The sequence below is a fragment of the Nodularia sp. LEGE 04288 genome (assembly GCF_963896525.1).
Classification (GTDB): domain Bacteria; phylum Cyanobacteriota; class Cyanobacteriia; order Cyanobacteriales; family Nostocaceae; genus Nodularia.
The window spans coordinates 25,562-42,801 of the sequence record NZ_CAWQOY010000125.1 but is presented as its reverse complement, the minus strand read 5'-3'; the positions used below and the strand labels follow the sequence as shown (position 1 = coordinate 42,801).

Below are 17,240 nucleotides of genomic sequence, written 5' to 3'. Positions count from 1 at the left end.
TCAAGACCGGGAGATTCTAAATCCAGTCGGTTAAAGACTTGTGTCCCGTTCATCAACCAAGCATGAACCTGTCCATTGCTATGTCGCCAGAGAATATCTGTGTTGAGATCACGGTTGAAGTCAGCTTGGGCTGATGCTGAACTAGAAGATAGGATACAGGTAACAAATGTAGTTGCGAAAAAGATAAGTTCTCTGCACTTCTTAAACATGATTTTGTGATTCCTTATTGAAGAAAACCTGATTTGCATTTAGCTATTGGGGAGATGGTAATTTTTTTCTCGCAAATAAATACAACAGCTATCGAACTCGATGGTTTTAAGAAAAGTAAAACCAGTCAAATATTCAATATCAGTCGCAACACTATAAATTTCTGGGTAAAGCAACAAGCTAAAACAGGTGACTTTTAGGCTTTGCTTTGTGCTTCACTTGAATATCTAGGTTGATAATTTAATTTTTATACTGCCTTTTGAACCCATAGGAAGACTGTACTGTAACCTTTAACCCTTGCATAGCAAGAAAAAGTGTGATTTGGTGGGGAGTTGTATAAAAAAATTGGTAATAAAAAGTAAGTTTTTGATACTTGGGTATCTAAAAAAATGCTAAATTTGGTCAATATACCAGAAAAAACCTCTTTAACGCTGCCGTAGAATGAATATTGACGATGCGGTAAAATTTACTCAAAGTATAATTGAGAACTACACGAAACAACCCCTCAACGATTTTCCAATGGCGGTGCTGAGGGATTCTTTGGAAGGTGATAGTTATAAAACAATAGCTGAATCATATAAATTTGACGACGTTTATACAAAAAAAGTCGGTTCTGATTTGTGGAGAAAACTTTCTGCGGCTTTGGGTGTGAAAGTTTCTAAAAGTAATCTCAGAAGCGTTATAGAAAGATATTTGCCTCCTGAACAACAGCTAATATCTGATGCTGAAAATTTGCCTAGATGTAATGATGAAATAATTTATATTGTTGGACGTGACGAGGCTATTAGCGATATCAACACTCTCATTAGTCAGCGTCATAAAATCATACTTATTCAAGCAGCCGGTGGGGTTGGTAAGTCAACTTTAGCCAAGGAATATCTAAATAATCAAGGATTTGAGTTAGTGTTACAACTCGAAATGGCGAAAGATAAGGAGAATATAACTGCCGTTGAAAGTATAGTTGAAGAATGGCTAAAACAAGATTTTCAGGAAGAACCAGGAAGAGAATTTGGAATTACCCTCACAAGGCTACGACGACAACTGCAAACCCGTAAAGTGGGGATATTAATTGATAATTTAGAACCTGCACTAGATAAACAAGGTAGATTTATTGAAAAACATAGTCTTTATGTAGAACTGTTGAGGGTTTTGGCTGATTCATCTGTGCAGTCTGTCACCCTAATAACCAGTAGAGAACGTTTATCTGATGAACGTGTCAATGGTATTTATTCTTATCCTTTATCTGTGTTGGATGTAGCTGCATGGGAAGAATTTTTTACATCTTTCAAAGTTAAGATTGATGCTGATACTCTTTCAGCCATGCACAAAGTTTATGGGGGTAATGCGAAAGCAATGGATATCCTCTTGGGGGTGATGAGAACAGATTTTGATGGAGATATGGCTGCTTATTGGCAAGAAAATTCTACTTTGGTGGAAACGGAATTAAAAAATTTAGTCGATAGTCAATTTAACAGATTGCAAACTTTAGATACTGAAGCTTATAAATTGCTGTGTCGCTTAGGATGCTTTCGTTATCAGGATGTACCAAGAGTTTCTAGTGATGCGCTGTTAGCTTTACTATGGGATGTTCCTGAAAATAAGCAAAGAGATGTAATTAAATCTTTGCAGAATCGGTATTTAGTTGAGTTTGAAAAGGGTGAATACTGGTTACATCCGATTATTCGTGAACAGGGTATAGAAAGGTTCAAAGCAAGTGGGGAATGGGAAAAAGTCAATCGTAAAGCGGCTGAGTATTGGAATGAAAGTGTGAAAACGGTTGAAACTATAGAAGATGCGCGAAGAGCTTTTGAAGCTTATTATCATTATTTAGTAGTTCCTGATTATGAAGAAGCTGCTGGTGTGATTATAAGAGAGAGAGATAATAAATGGGAGCATAGTGAATACCTTGGCCGCTCTTTCTATAGGTTAGGTTTGTTACAGCCAATAATTTCTGCAATTTTACTATTAATAAAAAGTGTGGAAAATGACTATTATTCAAGCTACCTTTATAATATTTTAGGAGATATATATTGGCATAGTGGCGACATTAATAAATCTATTAAATGCCATGAAAGTTCGAGAATTAAAGCGAGCAATTATATAAATTTTAAAACCTCGATCAGCCAAGAAAAAAATGTATTATTTAAACTAAAAAATCTTCAAATAGCATCTTTTGTCAATATAGGTATTTGTAAACTGGAGTTATCGGAACTGGAAGATGCAATCAATTATTTTGAAATAACTATTTCTATGTCTGAAACAACAGGTTACGATAGGTGTTTGATTCCTGCACTTTTTGGCTTATCTTTTGCAGAATCATGTTTAAATTCTAAAACTTCTAAAAATGAATCTTTTCATTTAATTGCAAAATTACACTCTTATACAAATACAGTTAATAAAAAAGTCACTACATGGGCTACTATTTGGCTCGTATATTTAGGTTTAACATATAAAAATCTGAGAAATATGGAAAAGTCTTTTGAAATGTATAAGCAAGCCATTTTTTATGCTGAGAGAACCCACTATACTCAAGTAAAGGCTAAAGCATTAACTGGTTTAGCAGAACTATATCGAATACAAGGAGACTTTGAAAAAGCACTTTCTAATCATTCTGAATCAATCGAACTATTAGATCAAATTGGTGCTAAATGTGATTTAGCAGAAGCATACTACCAACTAGGTTTAACATATCAAAACACGGGTGAAACTGAGAAAAGCTACATTAACTTTGATGAAGCTATCCGACTATTCAATGAAATGGAAGCACCCAAGCAAGTTGAGAAAGTGGAAACAGCTAAAAGAGGAAATATTGATTAACTAAACAGGCTTGTAAATAGCAAAACTTGTAGAGGTGAGTCTACAAGTTTATGGTTTGTTCTATTAAATTCTCAACTTAGGTCTAACTCAATTGTTCATGCTTAAATTTCCCTTTAATGGATTTGTTAAAGTATTGACCTTTAGACGATGCATTGTCTAAGTCTTCCTTGACGCTAGGAGGTACTTTGAAATACTCGTAAACACTGCCACTATCAAATTCAATAGTCAGTGTTTGAGTTTGGGGATTATAGCTGAATTGCCTAATCACGCTGCCTTCTGGTTTGAGTAATGGAAAGGCGATCGCATCCCGAATACTGGCACAATCAGTTAATAGCATCACCAACCGATCAATACCAATCCCCAAACCACCTGTAGGCGGCATTCCGTATTCCAAAGCTGTGATAAAGTCTTCATCCACACCTTGGGCTTCTAAATCACCAGCAGCCTTCAGCGCCGCTTGGGCTTCTAAACGTTCTCTTTGATCCACTGGATCTGTTAATTCCGAGAAGCTGTTAGCAGTCTCACGCCCCACAATAAATAACTCAAATCGTTCTACCAAACCAGGCTGAGAACGATGAGGTTTAGCTAAAGGTGAAATTTCTACAGGGTAGTCAATGACAAAGGTAGGCTGAATTAAGTTTTCCTCTATCTTTTGTTCAAAAGCTACATTCAGAAGTTTGCCGATTGTGGGGATATCTTCTATACTATGAAGCCCCGCATTTTTACTAGCCGCTTTCGCTTCATCCAATGTCGAAAAAGAATTGAAATCCAAGCCCGTATATTCTTTAACTAAATCGTGCATCGTTACCCGTCGCCAAGGTGCTGATAAATCTATCGGTGTGCCTTGGTAGGTAATTTGTAGTGTGCCGAGTACCTCTTGGGCAACAGTGGTAATAATTCCCTCTGTCAGCGCCATCATATCGTTGTAATCAACGTAGGCTTGATAAACCTCAATTGAGGTAAATTCAGGATTGTGGCGAGTTGATACGCCTTCATTCCGAAAAATTCGCCCTAATTCAAATACCTTTTCAAACCCACCGACAATCAACCGCTTCAAATGCAGTTCTGTAGCAATTCGCAGATACAACTGCATTTCTAACGTGTTGTGGTAAGTCACAAACGGACGCGCATCAGCACCGCCAGCTTCACTTTGCAAAACCGGAGTTTCAATTTCCAGAAAATCCCGTTCTGTCAAATAGCGACGAATCCCCGCAGTAATTTGGGCGCGACGGCGGAAAGTTTGCCGCACTTCGGGATTGACAATCAAGTCAACGTAGCGCTGACGGTAGCGTTTCGCAACATCCGTTAAACCATGCCACTTGTCGGGTAAAGGCAACAGGGATTTAGTCAGGATGTTGTATTCTTTGACGTAGACAGATAATTCGCCCTTTTCAGTCCGTTTAATAGTGCCTTTGGCTCCCAGAATATCACCTGCATCTGTAAGTTGTTTGAGGTGAGCGAAGGCATCAGGATCAGCCTCTCCCATGCATTCTTGGATACGGCTTTTCTCTAAGTAAAGTTGAATAGTGCCAGTTTCATCTTGCAGCGTGAAGAAAGCCAATTTACCGAAAACCCGACGCGCCATAATACGTCCAGCAACGGCAACATCTAGATCAAGTTCTTCACCACTGGGTAAATCAACAAATTTTGCTTGTAATTCGGCTGTGTGATGAGTAGACTCCCAACGATAGGCGTAAGGATTAGATCCTAGCTGCTTGAGTTGGTTGACTTTTTCCAGCCTGGCGGCACGGATATCTTCTTCCGACATGGTAAGGGACTAAATAGGGCAAGATTCATTATAGATGCTGGAAAAGTTGATAGTCATAGATATTTTTGATCTGTGGGCTACCTCAAGAATGCCAGTCTAGGGATTGAAATCTTTAATTTTGCCCTATTTGTAGCGAATGGCGGGATGAAATGGCCTGCATTTTCAGGCTAGTAAATTGCATGATCGCATTTACTAGGTCTTTTTGTTCTGGTGGCAAGTTGAGTTTTGCTAAACCCTGATTGATGTCATCGCCAGAACGCATATCGTGAGACAGTTTGGTTCGCTGGGATGAATTCAATACTGCCCCAATTTCTCTATTTCTTCTCTGACGTACAGCCTGAATTTGTTGCTGCTGTTGTGGTGTCAGGTTAGTATCCGAAAATAAGCTAGTGTCAGCAGTTGTGTTGACAAGTTTGGCAATAATGATACTAGGAGTAGAATTGATTTGAACTGGTGCAGCCAAGGCAATTCCCGGAATAAAGATCACAAAGGCCAGAATACTAGCGAATAAAGATAGCCGTTTTATCAGGTGAATTGCCATATTGAGAAGTGCCTACATCAAATTTTGTGCTGAGTTATATTTCAGCAATTTTTCACTGTGTTAGTTAGGGGGACAGCAGTCCACCTAGAAAATATTATCCAACGTCAGGGAATCTGGAAAGATAAATTATGCTACAGCCTGTGTCGCTCTGTAACCTTTTTATCGGCGGTTAGCGGGCAAGAGGCCTGCTCCACAAGAAATTTCATTAAATATCTGGTGAAAATTAAATACCCGTGATCTGGAACGTCTCTACATTGCCCGGAGCGCCATTTTATGCAGTTTAAAAGTTTTATATCGGCTATTCAGACTTTTTCATTTTGTTAATTTCTTGTTGCAATTCTTCAATTTGTTTTCGTAAAGTTTCTACTTCCTGGGGGGAGGTTTCAGCGGCAACGTTGACAGCACCTGATGTAGTGCGCTGATAATTTCCTCGGCGAATTTGCTTATATTCTTCTGATACAGCCCACTCATGTAAATACCGTAAACGTTCCACAGGGAAAGGATGGCTCAACATCGTACCTTGAGCGCCGTTGTAGATCAAGAATTTATAAACCTGATTCAGTCCATCTTCATCCAGTGCATGATAATTTTCTGACTGCTTCATAAACTCCGGCAAACTGCATTCATGAGCATATTTGATACTACCGCCAGAAACTTTCATCATGGATGACATGACAGTATTTAAGTCATCCATCACTAACAAAGCAGCCCGGTCTGCGGTTAACTCGGCTTTGCGTCGCCATTCAAAAAAGGCATAAATCAAGGCTTGAGAGACGAAATTGCCGATACCGAAGGTTAATTCCCCCAAGGCGGAAGCAGCACTCATCGCCCACATCGCCATTTGAATTAAAATAGTATGACCACATTTAATATGCCCCAGTTCATGGGCTAACACCGCCCGAATCTCGGCTTCTTCGAGTAAGTCTAGTATCCCTGTATTGATAACTATGTAAGGATTCTCTTGCCCCAGGGCATAGCTATTTGCTTGGGGGTTCTGCACGACAAACAGCGCCGGTTCGGGATAAATGTCCAAATCCCGCACGCATTCGCGGAACATCTGGTAAATAGTGGAATATTGCCGCGGCCCTACTTGGATGGCGTTACCCATTAGATAGACTAACTGAGGGCGTTCGTAGACAAATTCCACAAATTTACGAGCTATTAAATCAAATCCCGGTAAATTTCGTAAAGCTTCTTCGGCTTGGCGATCCAGTGGATGCCGGAAGGCTTCGCTGGAGATTCCTGTGTAAGTTGGCATAATTTAGGGTAGTAGGTCAGTTATCAATTATTAGTTTAGTAACTGCTAAGTGATGACTTACAGCTGAATAATAGAAATGGGGCGATTGGAATTAGAAATCACTTTGTATGGGATTAAAAGCTTGTGATTGAGGCTGAAGTTCATTTGTCACTACATAACTTCCTGCGATCGCAGTCGGGGTTTCCTTCCTGGCCCCATCATTTAACGATGGCTAGATTGGTAGCACGTGCCTTGCGCTTAGGACGTAGTGCCTTAATTCAAGTTGGGGCGGTTTCTGGCTATCAAGGTCGTTATCGCACGAGTTTTGTGGCATCGGCTTTGATGTGGCATGGCCCTGTAATTATTGTGGCCTCAGAAGCAGTACAGCAACGTCTCCTGCAAGTGGAAATTCCCCGTCTCCAGCCGTGGCTACAAGCTAATAAACCCATCAGAACAGGTGAAGCTTGGCCGGGAAATGATTTTCAAGGACTACTCCTCACCTCCCCAGAAGCTTGGTTAAAAGGGCAGTTCACATTTGCTGATAATTTTCCTCCCGGTATTCCCACAATTATTGATGGGGTAGATGATTTAGAAGATTGGGTACGTGATCAGCTTACCCAAGATATTCAACCCCATGACTGGGATCAACTGATGTTAGCTTGTCCCCACCAAGCCGAAATCATTCGCTCTACACGGGCGCAACTCACACACAAACTGTTTCAGCACCCAGCTAATCCTTATGAGTGTTATCTGATTTCCCAGTCAGAATTAGAGATTTTGAGTGATCTATATTCACAACTGGATTCAGTAGAAACATTACCAGAACCCTGGAACAGCTTCTGGCAGGAATTTTCCACCAGTAACGAAAATCTCCCCCCTTCTCATCTGTTCTGGGCAACAATTGCCCGTCGTCAAGGCTTATTTTCTTTACACTACGCCCCGATTGAATTAGGCAAAAGTCTCGCGCCTATTTGGCACAGACAACCAGTGGTCTTAATTGGTAGTGCCTTAGAACCAGAAACTGAAGCTTCATTGTTTCGTCAGCGTTTGGGTTTAGATGACGTAACTTGCTTGAAGTTTTCCAATGATCACCAAGGGACACCCATTCAACTGTATGTACCCCATAAGTTGCCTTTACCCAATACCCCAGAGTTTCAAGCCGCATTTATTCACAAAGTCCGGACACTGCTTTGTCTGAGTGCCGCAGCCCCAGGTTTGACGCTGGTATTGGTGGGAGATGTGCCTCTGAAGGCTCAAGTAGGTGCTATTTTGGCTTCTGAGTTTGGTTCACGGGTGCAGGTGGAAAAAACTTGTTTGGATGATAATGGGATTTTAATTAGTGGGTGGGAATTTTGGCGATCGCATCAATCAGTTTTACCAGCACCACATTTATTAATTATTGCCACTTTGCCGTTACCATCTTTGGAAAATCCCCTCGTGGCTGGTAGAGTGGCTCATTACAAGCGATCGCATCAAGATTGGTTTCGGTTATTTTTGTTACCAGCGGCTTTGAATGAATTACAACGAGCGATCGCACCAGTCAGAGAAAGTCAGGGTATTGTAGCCCTACTCGACAGCCGTGTAGTTAACCGTAGCTATGGCGCGCAAGTCCTGGCTGTCCTCAGTCCTTTGGCACGAATTAACTACCTTGATCCCAGTCTGTTTTCCCATCCTAGTGAGGAAGATTCTGGCTAGTTGAGTATTTACGATTTGTCAATTCCAGCGCGATCGCCTGATAGCAAGCGCTATCATCAATTTTGGTGCAAGTTATCTGAAAACCTCATTGAATTTGAATTTCTGATTATGGGTGAAGCAAAGCGTCGTAAAACTACACTGGGAGATAACTACGGTCAAGATACACGCATCTTGCCTTGGGTTCCCATCACCAAGACCCAATCTCAAAAGTTTATGGAGTTGACTACTCGTTCAACCTGGTTCTGTATTGGTGCGATCGTCGTCGCGTGGATCACTATCCGTTTTATCGGGCCTGCCTTCGGTTGGTGGGAAGTCGTCTATTAAAATACCCACCGCTATACTCAAATTACTAGGTATAGCGGTGGTTTCCAGTCTCGCGTGTCCAAATTTCTCTAGTTCTAGCAACCGCCAAGGAGGTTAAGACACAAACAGATAAGTAGGTCGGCGTAAATAAAGTTAACTAGCTAGGGTCGTCATTGGTTATTGGTCACATTGGGAAGTCACTATATTTCCCCCAGCTCCCCAGCTCCCCAGCTCCCCAGCTTGCCGCACAAGCTGAAGAACTGAAAAAATACTGGCGAAATGGCAACATACTTATTCCATGTTCAGTTATTCTCAGTGTTAAGCCATAGATATTAAGAATACATATTTGGTAATTTGTGGAAATTACTGAAATATTTTCGACCAATTCCTCCCACACAGCCGCCAGTACCGAGTTTCAACCTAAAAATAACTACCAAAATCTCTATTTTTAGGAGAATTTAACTCTGTATACCTAATACTGCAAAAGCACCATACTTTCCTTAAGGCACACATAGGCTCACAACCTGATAAAGGATATAAAGAATACTGAACTAGTTTTAAAGCCTTGGCCAGTCAAGAGCTTGGCAGTATATGTAACCAAAAAATTATATCCGTAACTTTTCTGTTGTTGACCAATACCAAATTTGCGTTACTCTTAAAACGTAATCCTTTCAGCTCGGCATTTAATCGGACAGAAATATATAAATAAAAATTTAAGTTGATCCTATCTGTCTGATCAATTGAACTTACAAATTGAATAGTTTGATACCGCAAGCTGAATATTTATCTACTACCCTAAGCAAGGTAGTCAATTAACGATTTCATGAAGTTCTGGTAAATGTAATGAATAGTTTACAATACCAGTAGATGAAAAAAGCTAAAGAAAATATAAAAGAGACTAAAATGACTGTGGTGTCTGGAGGACAAAAGTGTTTCTGAGACTAGCGCATCAACACCGACAATTCGTCCAAGACTTGGTGATGAACCTACAAGCCTTGGCAATTGTACTAGAACGACGCGGATATCCTGCGTCCTGTTATACCTGCGGCGACCAGATGAATAGTGCTTCATTTATGGTTAGCTTGGGCGACAATCACTTAATTCGATTCTTGGTATCCGATTACGGGATTACCTGGACAGAAATGCGAGATGACCGCGAATTAATGAAGTTAGAGGGTGCAGAGGCAATTAATCAGTTGCAAGAACTGGCTAATCTTGTCAAACAATCTACACCAGCTAGTTCAGACAATAAAACACTGTCCAAAAAGTGTTAGGGATTCCAGTATCTGATGAGGTACTTCAAAACAGGTTCCAATAGTCGCTCTCGCCTTGGAAATGTATCGCTAGTAATTGGTAATAGGTAATTGTGGCTGGCTTGGCGATTCCACATTACCTATTTAAAATTACTCGGAAGTGATTTGCCCATTGCTGGGGTGTCACGTATTTTAAGTTTCGTTAATTAAAACCTTATGAGAGAATTCTTTCAGATGTGAAAAATTCATAGCTGTTAAGAAACTCAAAAATGTCGGAAAAACAACCAATTCCCGCACAATTACCACCAACCAGCGCCATTGATATTCAATCGAACCGAGAATTTGAGAGTTGGTTTGAATATCCAGTCAGAGTGCAACCCCATCATACTGACTATGCAGGTGTTGTCTGGCATGGTACTTATTTAACTTGGATGGAAGAAGCACGGGTAGAATGTTTGAGATCAATCGGTATTGAATTTGCTGATTTAGTGGCGTTAGGCTGCGATTTACCAGTTGTAGAACTTTCAGTCCGCTACCACAGTGGAATTCAGTTAGGTATGGCTGTAATTGTCAAAACACGCATGACTGAAGTCACTGGTGTCCGGATCAACTGGGATTATGGAATTGTCTCAACTGATGGACAGCAATTATATACTACGGCCAAAGTGACATTAGTCGCATTGGATCGCGAAAGAGGTAAGATCATGCGTCAACTACCTGCAAATGTGAAGGACGCATTAGCTAGGATTTCCCTATTACCCAATAACTAACAAAAAAGGATGAAGAATGCAGATCCTTTGCAAACAGGTCATAGCAGGTTTGCGTGAAGATTTTGTTCTTCATCCTTGGTTTTATCTGAAATAATTACATCCACCTACTGCTTTGGCGAAATTGTTTGAGCAAAGTGTATGATTTGATGCCAAATATCTTGAGGTGTAATGTCAAATCCGATATTTAATAAAATCAGTATTGCCGCTATTGTTAAAGCATTCTTCAAAGTAGTTTTGAGAATTTTCAACAAGAATACAAATACTATCCAAGCAAGAATTAGGGTAGGAATCATCAATATCAATTCCTGAAAATATCCCTTATTTAAGGGTTACAGCAGATATTTATGCATTGAACAATTACTGTGATAAAAGTTGTTGCACCCAACATAGAAAAATTATTCCTACTAACTTTTTAGGAATTGTTTGAGTAATTGTTATTTACTAACTATACTAGGAAATTTTCAGTTTTTTTTGCTGAACAAGCTTTTTTATATAATAAATTAGTAAATTTTTCAGAGTTATTGTTAAATAAATATAAATCATCTAATTAAATAAAGCCTAAAACTAGTGAGGAGGGTTTGCTCAAACAACCGACCTCACTAATGTTTTTATCCTATCGAGTTGTTTGGTGCAGCGAAATTACCTGCGAAGGAGATTCTAACTTGTTAGCTACCGTTAAAACTTCTTGCCTTGCCCATTTATCTGCTGCCAAAATGTCATCTAAAGAAGGATTTGTACAGTTATCATTTTGATGGCGATCGCACACCAATTCGATACAACGGGGAATATCTAAAAATCGAATTTTCTCCTCTAAAAATAACGCCACAACCTGTTCATTGGCAGCATTTAACACAGCCGGCATCGAACCTCCAGCCTTACCAGCAGCATAAGCTAACTGCATACAAGGATACTTCTCGTGGTCTGGTTCACGGAAAGTTAAATTCCCCGCTTTCACCAAATCCAGCCTTTCCCAGTCAGTGTAGATGCGCTCAGGCCAAGATAAAGCATAAAGTAAAGGTAAGCGCATATCCGGCCAACCAAGTTGAGCTAAAACAGATGTATCTTGCAACTCAATCAGCGAGTGAATAATGCTCTGGGGATGAATGACAATATCAATATCTTCATAATCCAAGCCAAACAGAAAGTGAGCCTCAATCACCTCTAGGCCTTTATTCATCAAAGTAGCCGAGTCAACGGTGATTTTCCGCCCCATCGACCAGTTAGGATGTTTCAGAGCATCAGCAACTGTCACCTCTGCTAACTTTTCTACATCCCAATCTCGGAAAGCCCCACCAGAAGCTGTGAGCAAAATTCGCCGCAAGCCCCCCTGGGGAATACCTTGGAGGCATTGAAATATCGCGGAATGCTCGGAATCTGCTGGTAATAGTTTGACACCATGTTTTTCTACTAAAGGTAGAACCACGGGGCCACCAGCAATCAAAGTTTCTTTATTTGCTAAGGCGATATCTTTACCAGCTTCAATAGCTGCGATGGTCGGTAATAAACCAGCACAACCGACAATACCCGTAACCACAGTTTCAGCATCACCGTAACGGGCGACTTCTATGACTCCAGAAATACCAGCTAGTAGAATCGGTTGTGGATCTAGGTCTTTGATCGCTTCTTTGAGTGCTGGTAATTTCTCCTCCGCCGAAATCGCCGCTATACTTGGTCGAAACTGCCGAATTTGAGCCGCCAACATTTCCACATTACTTCCCGCCGCCAATCCGACAATCCGAAACTGATCTGGATACTGAGTGACGATATCTAAAGTTTGAGTACCGATTGAGCCAGTAGAACCAACAAGAGTAATAGCTTTCACAATTGCTTTAAAATTTACAGACAACTTCCAGTTTGACACTCTCCCGCCCCAGATTGTGGAGGATTCTGAGACTCAACATTTCCAGATAGTGAAAATCTGTGTGTAGCGTAGACAGTCAAATCTAAAAACCCAAAAATTATTTAATTGATGAATAAATCAAGGTAAATACCTCAGATGTGCCTAAAACTTGACCGCCAGATAAATTGAGATTCTCTAAACTGGCATGATCTAATAGTAAATAAGATTGACCTGACCACATTTGTTGTAAAACTGTGATATCTGCGGGAATGACTTGGCAATCACAGTAAAAATCTAAACTAGGACGACTATACGCAAAAGAAGTATAAATTTTTGTTCCTGGTGAAACGTGGGCGCGAATTAATGCCGCCACTGGCTTGACTGGAAACGTTTCGTTTAACTCCCAAATCCAGGATTGCGAACTCATCAATAGTCCTAAAACGAGATACATCCCTGAAAATAGCACGGGAATAAACAGGCGACTTCGCTGTTTAATTAGCCCTGCTGCTACACCCATACTGATTGCCAAAACCAGACTCATGGCTATCAACACAGGCTGAGGATCTGCAAGAGCAAAGTAAATACATCCTCCGACACCTGCTAAAGCAATAATAGCCAAAAATCCTGCCCAATATTTGTTAATCAAATGGCGATGTTGCCAAACTTCGCTCAGTTTCGCCCCAATTGCTAAAGCTAAAAACGGATAAACTGGCATGATATACCACGGCAGTTTTGTTCTCATCACAGAAATAGCGACAAAATAAACAATTGTCCCCATCAGAACTAGACGCGCCCAAGTGGTATGACGTTTTTTTGCAGCTAGATATAACCCACCCGGCAAAAATATCAGCCAAGGAAAACCGTATTTGATTAACTCAATTAAATAGTACCAAGGAGGGCCACTATGACCTTCCACTGATTGCACAAGACGGTTAAAGGTTTGTGCCTGAAAGTTTATTTCTAAGAAATTACTGCCATAATACTGCCATTGGGCAACATACCAAGCCAAAGGTGCAGCCGTACCGCAAAACATTCCCGCCCAGAAATAGGGGTTTTTCCACAAAGCTAATTGTCCCTCGGCGATCGCAAATAAACAAGCGATCGCACCCAGCAATAAAACAAGCATCCCCTTTGTCAGAGTAATCAGCCCCAAGCAAATGCCCACACCTAGAGCATACTGTTTATGTTGACGTGCTTTGAGGAGAAAAAATAACAATAAGAGGAAAAAAGAAATACTCGCACCATCTAGCATCGCCAGTCGTCCATGACGTACTATAGGCAACATTGTTAAATAAACCAAAGCCGCAAATAAAGCTGGCAAATTTTGCTGAAAAACCAACCCCCCGACCAAATACAGTATAGGTACTCCCAAGGCAGTTAAAATTGCACTAGGTAAGCGTGTTGTCCACTCATTCACTCCTCCGAGGGAATAAGCCCAAGCAATTAGTAAATGGATCAGAGGTGGTTTGTTGTGATATGGTTGATCTCCCAAAATGGGGTAAAGCCAACGCATCGAACCAACCGGGGCGCGCCAAATTTCACGGGCAACCTGTGCTACAGTACCCTCATCCCAGTCACGTAAAGGTAAGCTTCCCAAAAATATTAGCCAGAGAATCAGAGATCCCACAACCAAGCTAAATAGCCATTCTTTTTCTCCGAATGGACGCATATCTGAAATTAGAATAATCTTTTAACAATGATTAGATAATAGCTTTCCCTAGTGCTAATATCTGATCAAACATCTTTTTACCTCAGCGGGGCGTTAGCCTGTGCGGATTGCAACTAAATATATAAACATTCTTAAGTTATCAAGCCGTAATTAATTTACGTATTTATACTGCATTTATATAGCTTGAAATTCTCATACCAATGATCTATTATTCAGAATTAGCTTGCTACGGTTATTCGCAAGTGAAAATATTCTAGAAATTTAGCTATTAGCTAGTTGAAGTATCAGCATCGATAAATTAACTGCGATGCTGGGGCAATTTGTGCGGCATAAATGAGTAAAAAGTATAGAAATTAACGGCTTAATTCACCTTAACAATGGGAAACTATATCTAGTTGGTTATCGTCCGTTTAGTTCATAGCAGACAAAAAGTGACCGTCAGAAAGTTAAAAATTTAACTTTTTCTGAAAAAGGAAGCAATGGCGGTAAGCACTAAATTATACTCTACTAACCAATTATCTAGTTGGTAGAGTTAGGTCTTGATGTGAAATATTGACAAATATTATCAGGGTATTGTTCATCTAAAAACTAGATTATCTAGGTTAGAGTTGAAGCTTTATCAGCCATAGCCCATAGTTATTAAATTTCTGTGAATCTGTATCCAAAAGTTCTGGATTACCAGTAAAAATCTGCGTATCTAATCTTTAGAAATAAGTGTGCTTTAAAGTACCGTCAAAAATGTGACTGATGGTTCTACCCTTGAAGGAGCTATGAAGTGGAAAACAATAAGTCGTTTTTTTGGTCGCAAGGAATATTAATTGCGTTGCTGGCCTTGAGTGCTACTTTAAGCATTAGCTTAATGTTACTTATCAAGCCCCATACTTCTGATGCTCAGAGCAAACCAAGTATAGATATGAATAATTTATCTGCTGCCAAAATAGGAACTCAGCAACGGATTGAGGAATTAAAGGCGACTATGCTCACAAGTTGGCAGCAAGAAGCAAACACTAAGGGTTTTTCCTCTGCTGCATCAGCACGCTTTCAAGGGGCGACGATTAAGGCGGCGAAGCTTGCTCAAGGTCAAAAAGTAATTGCTCTCACCTTTGATGATGGCCCTTGGCCGGAAACCACTTCACAAGTGCTGGATATCCTGAAAAAAAATAATATCAAAGGCACATTTTTTGTAGTTGGAAAGAATGTTAAAAATTATCCCCACCTAGTCAAGCGGGTGGTTACTGAAGGTCACGCTATTGGTAATCATACGTGGCATCATTGGTATCATTATATGAACCCCAAAGCGGCTGCCTACGAAGTCGATCACACAACAGATTTAATTTATCAAACGGCTGGTGTGAAAACAAATTTGTTTCGACCACCTGGGGGGATCATGCACAATGGGGTGAGCGCCTATGCTAGAAATAGCAAGTATGCCATCATTATGTGGTCATCTGACTCATTAGACTATTCGCGTCCTACAGTCCCAAATTTAGTCAATAATGTGTTCAGAACCGCCGAACCTGGTGGTATTGTGTTATTGCATGATGGTGGTGGTAATCGCTCCTCAACGGTGCAAGCTTTACCAGCAATTATTAGTAAATTTCGCCAGCAAGGCTATGGTTTTGTCACTGTTCCAGAACTTTTAGCAATGGAAGAAAAGGCGCAAAAATTGCTCGCAAATAACAAGTAATATTATTTAACTGTTACACCGTAAGTCCCCCACTGAATTTGGGAAGGACGAATCAGTTGTGGGATATAAAGTGGATGATAACGATTGCATCCAGTATTGCTTTTTTGCTAGGCAAAAACAAATACTGGATGTATTATTTTATTTGATTGGGCTATTTTACCGCCATATCAATTGGTGGTAAAGTATTGCTACCAAGGAGGTGATGTTAAGTGTTACACAAAGCGGTTCTTGTCCGTTTGTATCCATCAAAAGAACAAGAAATACAACTAGCTCAAGCATTTGGTTGCGCTCGTTGGTGGTGGAATTACGCTCTAAATAAGTCAATTGAAACTTATAAAGAAACGGGCAAGGGACTTAGCCGTGTAGCACTCAATGCGTTTCTTCCGGCGCTCAAAAAGGCAGAAGAGACTGTATGGTTAGCCGATTGTTATAGCCAAATTTTACAGGCAACAACACTTAATCTAACCACAGCATACAAGAACTTTTTTGAGAAACGTGCTGGGTTTCCTAAGTTCAAATCCAAGCATGGTAAACAGTCTATTCACTATCCTCAAAACGTCAAAATTATCGATGGCAATGTCAAACTTCCAGGCAATATTGGGATAGTCAAAGCCAAAATACATAGGCTAATTGAGGGGAAAATCAAGACTGTAACTGTATGTAAAACTCCATCAGGTAAGTATTTTGCATCCATCCTGACTGAAGTAGAAGGGGAAAATCCAACTATTACATTCGGTAAGATTTACGGTATTGATTTAGGGTTGAAGCACTTTGCTGTTGTAACTGATGGTGAAAAGGTTTCTAAATATGATAATCCCAAGCACCTTGCCAAGCATGAGAAAAACCTCAAGCGTAAGCAGAAAAAGTTAGCCCGTAAACAAAAAGGGAGTAAGTCAAGAAACAAGTATAGAAAAGTTGTTGCCAAAGTGTACGAGCGAGTTAGTAACTCCAGGCAAGATTTTTTACATAAACTTAGTTATAAGTTGGTCAGCGATAGCCAAGCTGTCATAGTAGAGAATCTTCATGTCAAAGGCATGGTTCGTAATCACAATTTGGCGAAGGCAATTTCTGATTGTGGATGGGGAACATTCACCAATTTTCTAGCCTATAAGCTAGAGCGTAAAGGTGGAAAGTTGGTTGAGATTGATAGATGGTTTCCCAGTTCCAAGCTCTGTTCTAATTGTTTCTATCAAGTGCGTGAGATGCCATTGGATGTGAGGCAATGGACTTGTCCTCATTGTGGTACTCATCATGACCGTGATGGCAACGCAGCGATCAATATTAGAACCGAGGGGATCAGAATCATAAAGGCGGAAGGTTCAGCCGTCTCTGCTGTAGGAGGGGATGTCAGACCAAAGCTTGGGCGAAAGTCTAAGTTGCGGCATTCCCCTGTGAGTACAGAAGCCGACACTTTACTTGGTACTCCAAGTCAGTGTGGGTAGTTCACTTTGTG

Annotated in this window: 13 protein-coding genes and 1 pseudogene; 7 read left to right on the top strand and 7 right to left on the bottom strand. The window is 40.4% G+C overall.

From position 1 onward, the window contains the following. Nucleotides 1-209: pseudogene (locus tag AACX33_RS16420) on the bottom strand (hypothetical protein); the annotation flags it as partial. A gap of 439 nt (nucleotides 210-648) precedes the next feature. Between AACX33_RS16420 and AACX33_RS16415 the strand changes: the two are divergent. Then, a complete protein-coding gene (locus AACX33_RS16415) occupies nucleotides 649-3,024 on the top strand; it encodes a tetratricopeptide repeat protein (protein ID WP_193997420.1) in 2,376 nt (791 codons plus the stop codon). Nucleotides 3,025-3,106: 82 nt separating this feature from the next. On the opposite strand, the gene lysS is transcribed toward AACX33_RS16415, so the two are convergent. The 3 genes from lysS to AACX33_RS16400 form a co-directional block, all read right to left on the bottom strand. Then, entirely contained in the window at nucleotides 3,107-4,792 is a 1,686-nt protein-coding gene (gene lysS, locus AACX33_RS16410) for a lysine--tRNA ligase (RefSeq protein ID WP_193997421.1), read from the bottom strand. Between the two features lie 112 nt (nucleotides 4,793-4,904). Next, the gene (locus tag AACX33_RS16405) at nucleotides 4,905-5,333 is read right to left on the bottom strand and encodes a hypothetical protein (RefSeq protein WP_193997422.1); all 429 of its coding nucleotides are present in this window, start codon (nucleotides 5,331-5,333) and stop codon (nucleotides 4,905-4,907) included. A 298-nt stretch (nucleotides 5,334-5,631) separates the two neighbouring features. Then, nucleotides 5,632-6,591: a M48 family metallopeptidase gene (locus AACX33_RS16400; protein WP_193997423.1), complete on the bottom strand. Its 960-nt coding sequence runs from the start codon at nucleotides 6,589-6,591 to the stop codon at nucleotides 5,632-5,634. Between the two features lie 123 nt (nucleotides 6,592-6,714). Between AACX33_RS16400 and AACX33_RS16395 the strand changes: the two genes are divergently transcribed. From AACX33_RS16395 to AACX33_RS16380, 4 genes are all read left to right on the top strand, one after another. Next, nucleotides 6,715-8,265: an ATP-dependent DNA helicase gene (locus AACX33_RS16395; protein ID WP_193997424.1), complete on the top strand. Its 1,551-nt coding sequence runs from the start codon at nucleotides 6,715-6,717 to the stop codon at nucleotides 8,263-8,265. 108 nt (nucleotides 8,266-8,373) lie between these two features. Further along, on the top strand, nucleotides 8,374-8,589 hold the full coding sequence (locus AACX33_RS16390; RefSeq protein WP_193997549.1) for a DUF2839 domain-containing protein: 216 nt from the start codon (nucleotides 8,374-8,376) through the stop codon (nucleotides 8,587-8,589). 908 nt (nucleotides 8,590-9,497) lie between these two features. Then, nucleotides 9,498-9,842 carry a DUF1815 family protein gene (locus AACX33_RS16385; RefSeq protein ID WP_193997425.1) on the top strand — a complete coding sequence of 115 codons (345 nt, stop codon included), beginning with the start codon at nucleotides 9,498-9,500 and terminating at the stop codon, nucleotides 9,840-9,842. A 248-nt stretch (nucleotides 9,843-10,090) separates the two neighbouring features. Next, nucleotides 10,091-10,591, top strand: a complete 501-nt coding sequence (locus AACX33_RS16380; protein ID WP_193997426.1) for an acyl-CoA thioesterase — start codon at nucleotides 10,091-10,093, stop codon at nucleotides 10,589-10,591. A gap of 104 nt (nucleotides 10,592-10,695) precedes the next feature. Here the strand turns inward: AACX33_RS16380 and AACX33_RS16375 are convergent, their stop codons facing one another. From AACX33_RS16375 to AACX33_RS16365, 3 genes are all read right to left on the bottom strand, one after another. Then, nucleotides 10,696-10,884: a hypothetical protein gene (locus tag AACX33_RS16375; RefSeq protein ID WP_193997427.1), complete on the bottom strand. Its 189-nt coding sequence runs from the start codon at nucleotides 10,882-10,884 to the stop codon at nucleotides 10,696-10,698. 320 nt (nucleotides 10,885-11,204) lie between these two features. After that, nucleotides 11,205-12,413 carry a 1-deoxy-D-xylulose-5-phosphate reductoisomerase gene (gene dxr / locus AACX33_RS16370; RefSeq protein WP_193997550.1) on the bottom strand — a complete coding sequence of 403 codons (1,209 nt, stop codon included), beginning with the start codon at nucleotides 12,411-12,413 and terminating at the stop codon, nucleotides 11,205-11,207. A gap of 136 nt (nucleotides 12,414-12,549) precedes the next feature. Then, nucleotides 12,550-14,100 carry an ArnT family glycosyltransferase gene (locus AACX33_RS16365; RefSeq protein ID WP_193997428.1) on the bottom strand — a complete coding sequence of 517 codons (1,551 nt, stop codon included), beginning with the start codon at nucleotides 14,098-14,100 and terminating at the stop codon, nucleotides 12,550-12,552. A 775-nt stretch (nucleotides 14,101-14,875) separates the two neighbouring features. On the opposite strand from AACX33_RS16365, the gene AACX33_RS16360 reads away from it, so the two are divergent. Both AACX33_RS16360 and AACX33_RS16355 read left to right on the top strand, forming a co-directional pair. Next, complete coding sequence (locus tag AACX33_RS16360) at nucleotides 14,876-15,787, top strand: polysaccharide deacetylase family protein (protein ID WP_193997429.1); 912 nt, start codon at nucleotides 14,876-14,878, stop codon at nucleotides 15,785-15,787. Nucleotides 15,788-15,996: 209 nt separating this feature from the next. Then, nucleotides 15,997-17,229, top strand: a complete 1,233-nt coding sequence (locus AACX33_RS16355) for an RNA-guided endonuclease TnpB family protein (RefSeq protein WP_193997430.1) — start codon at nucleotides 15,997-15,999, stop codon at nucleotides 17,227-17,229. Nucleotides 17,230-17,240: the final 11 nt, after the last annotated feature.

What these genes read in the sequence shown, in the direction of transcription:
- AACX33_RS16400 (WP_193997423.1), bottom strand. Translation starts at nt 6,591, where the DNA reads ATGCCAACTTACACAGGAATCTCCAGCGAAGCCTTCCGGCATCCACTG.
- AACX33_RS16375 (WP_193997427.1), bottom strand. Translation starts at nt 10,884, where the DNA reads ATGATTCCTACCCTAATTCTTGCTTGGATAGTATTTGTATTCTTGTTG.
- AACX33_RS16405 (WP_193997422.1), bottom strand. Translation starts at nt 5,333, where the DNA reads ATGGCAATTCACCTGATAAAACGGCTATCTTTATTCGCTAGTATTCTG.
- AACX33_RS16415 (WP_193997420.1), top strand. Translation starts at nt 649, where the DNA reads ATGAATATTGACGATGCGGTAAAATTTACTCAAAGTATAATTGAGAAC.
- AACX33_RS16380 (WP_193997426.1), top strand. Translation starts at nt 10,091, where the DNA reads ATGTCGGAAAAACAACCAATTCCCGCACAATTACCACCAACCAGCGCC.
- AACX33_RS16390 (WP_193997549.1), top strand. Translation starts at nt 8,374, where the DNA reads ATGGGTGAAGCAAAGCGTCGTAAAACTACACTGGGAGATAACTACGGT.
- AACX33_RS16365 (WP_193997428.1), bottom strand. Translation starts at nt 14,100, where the DNA reads ATGCGTCCATTCGGAGAAAAAGAATGGCTATTTAGCTTGGTTGTGGGA.
- lysS (WP_193997421.1), bottom strand. Translation starts at nt 4,792, where the DNA reads ATGTCGGAAGAAGATATCCGTGCCGCCAGGCTGGAAAAAGTCAACCAA.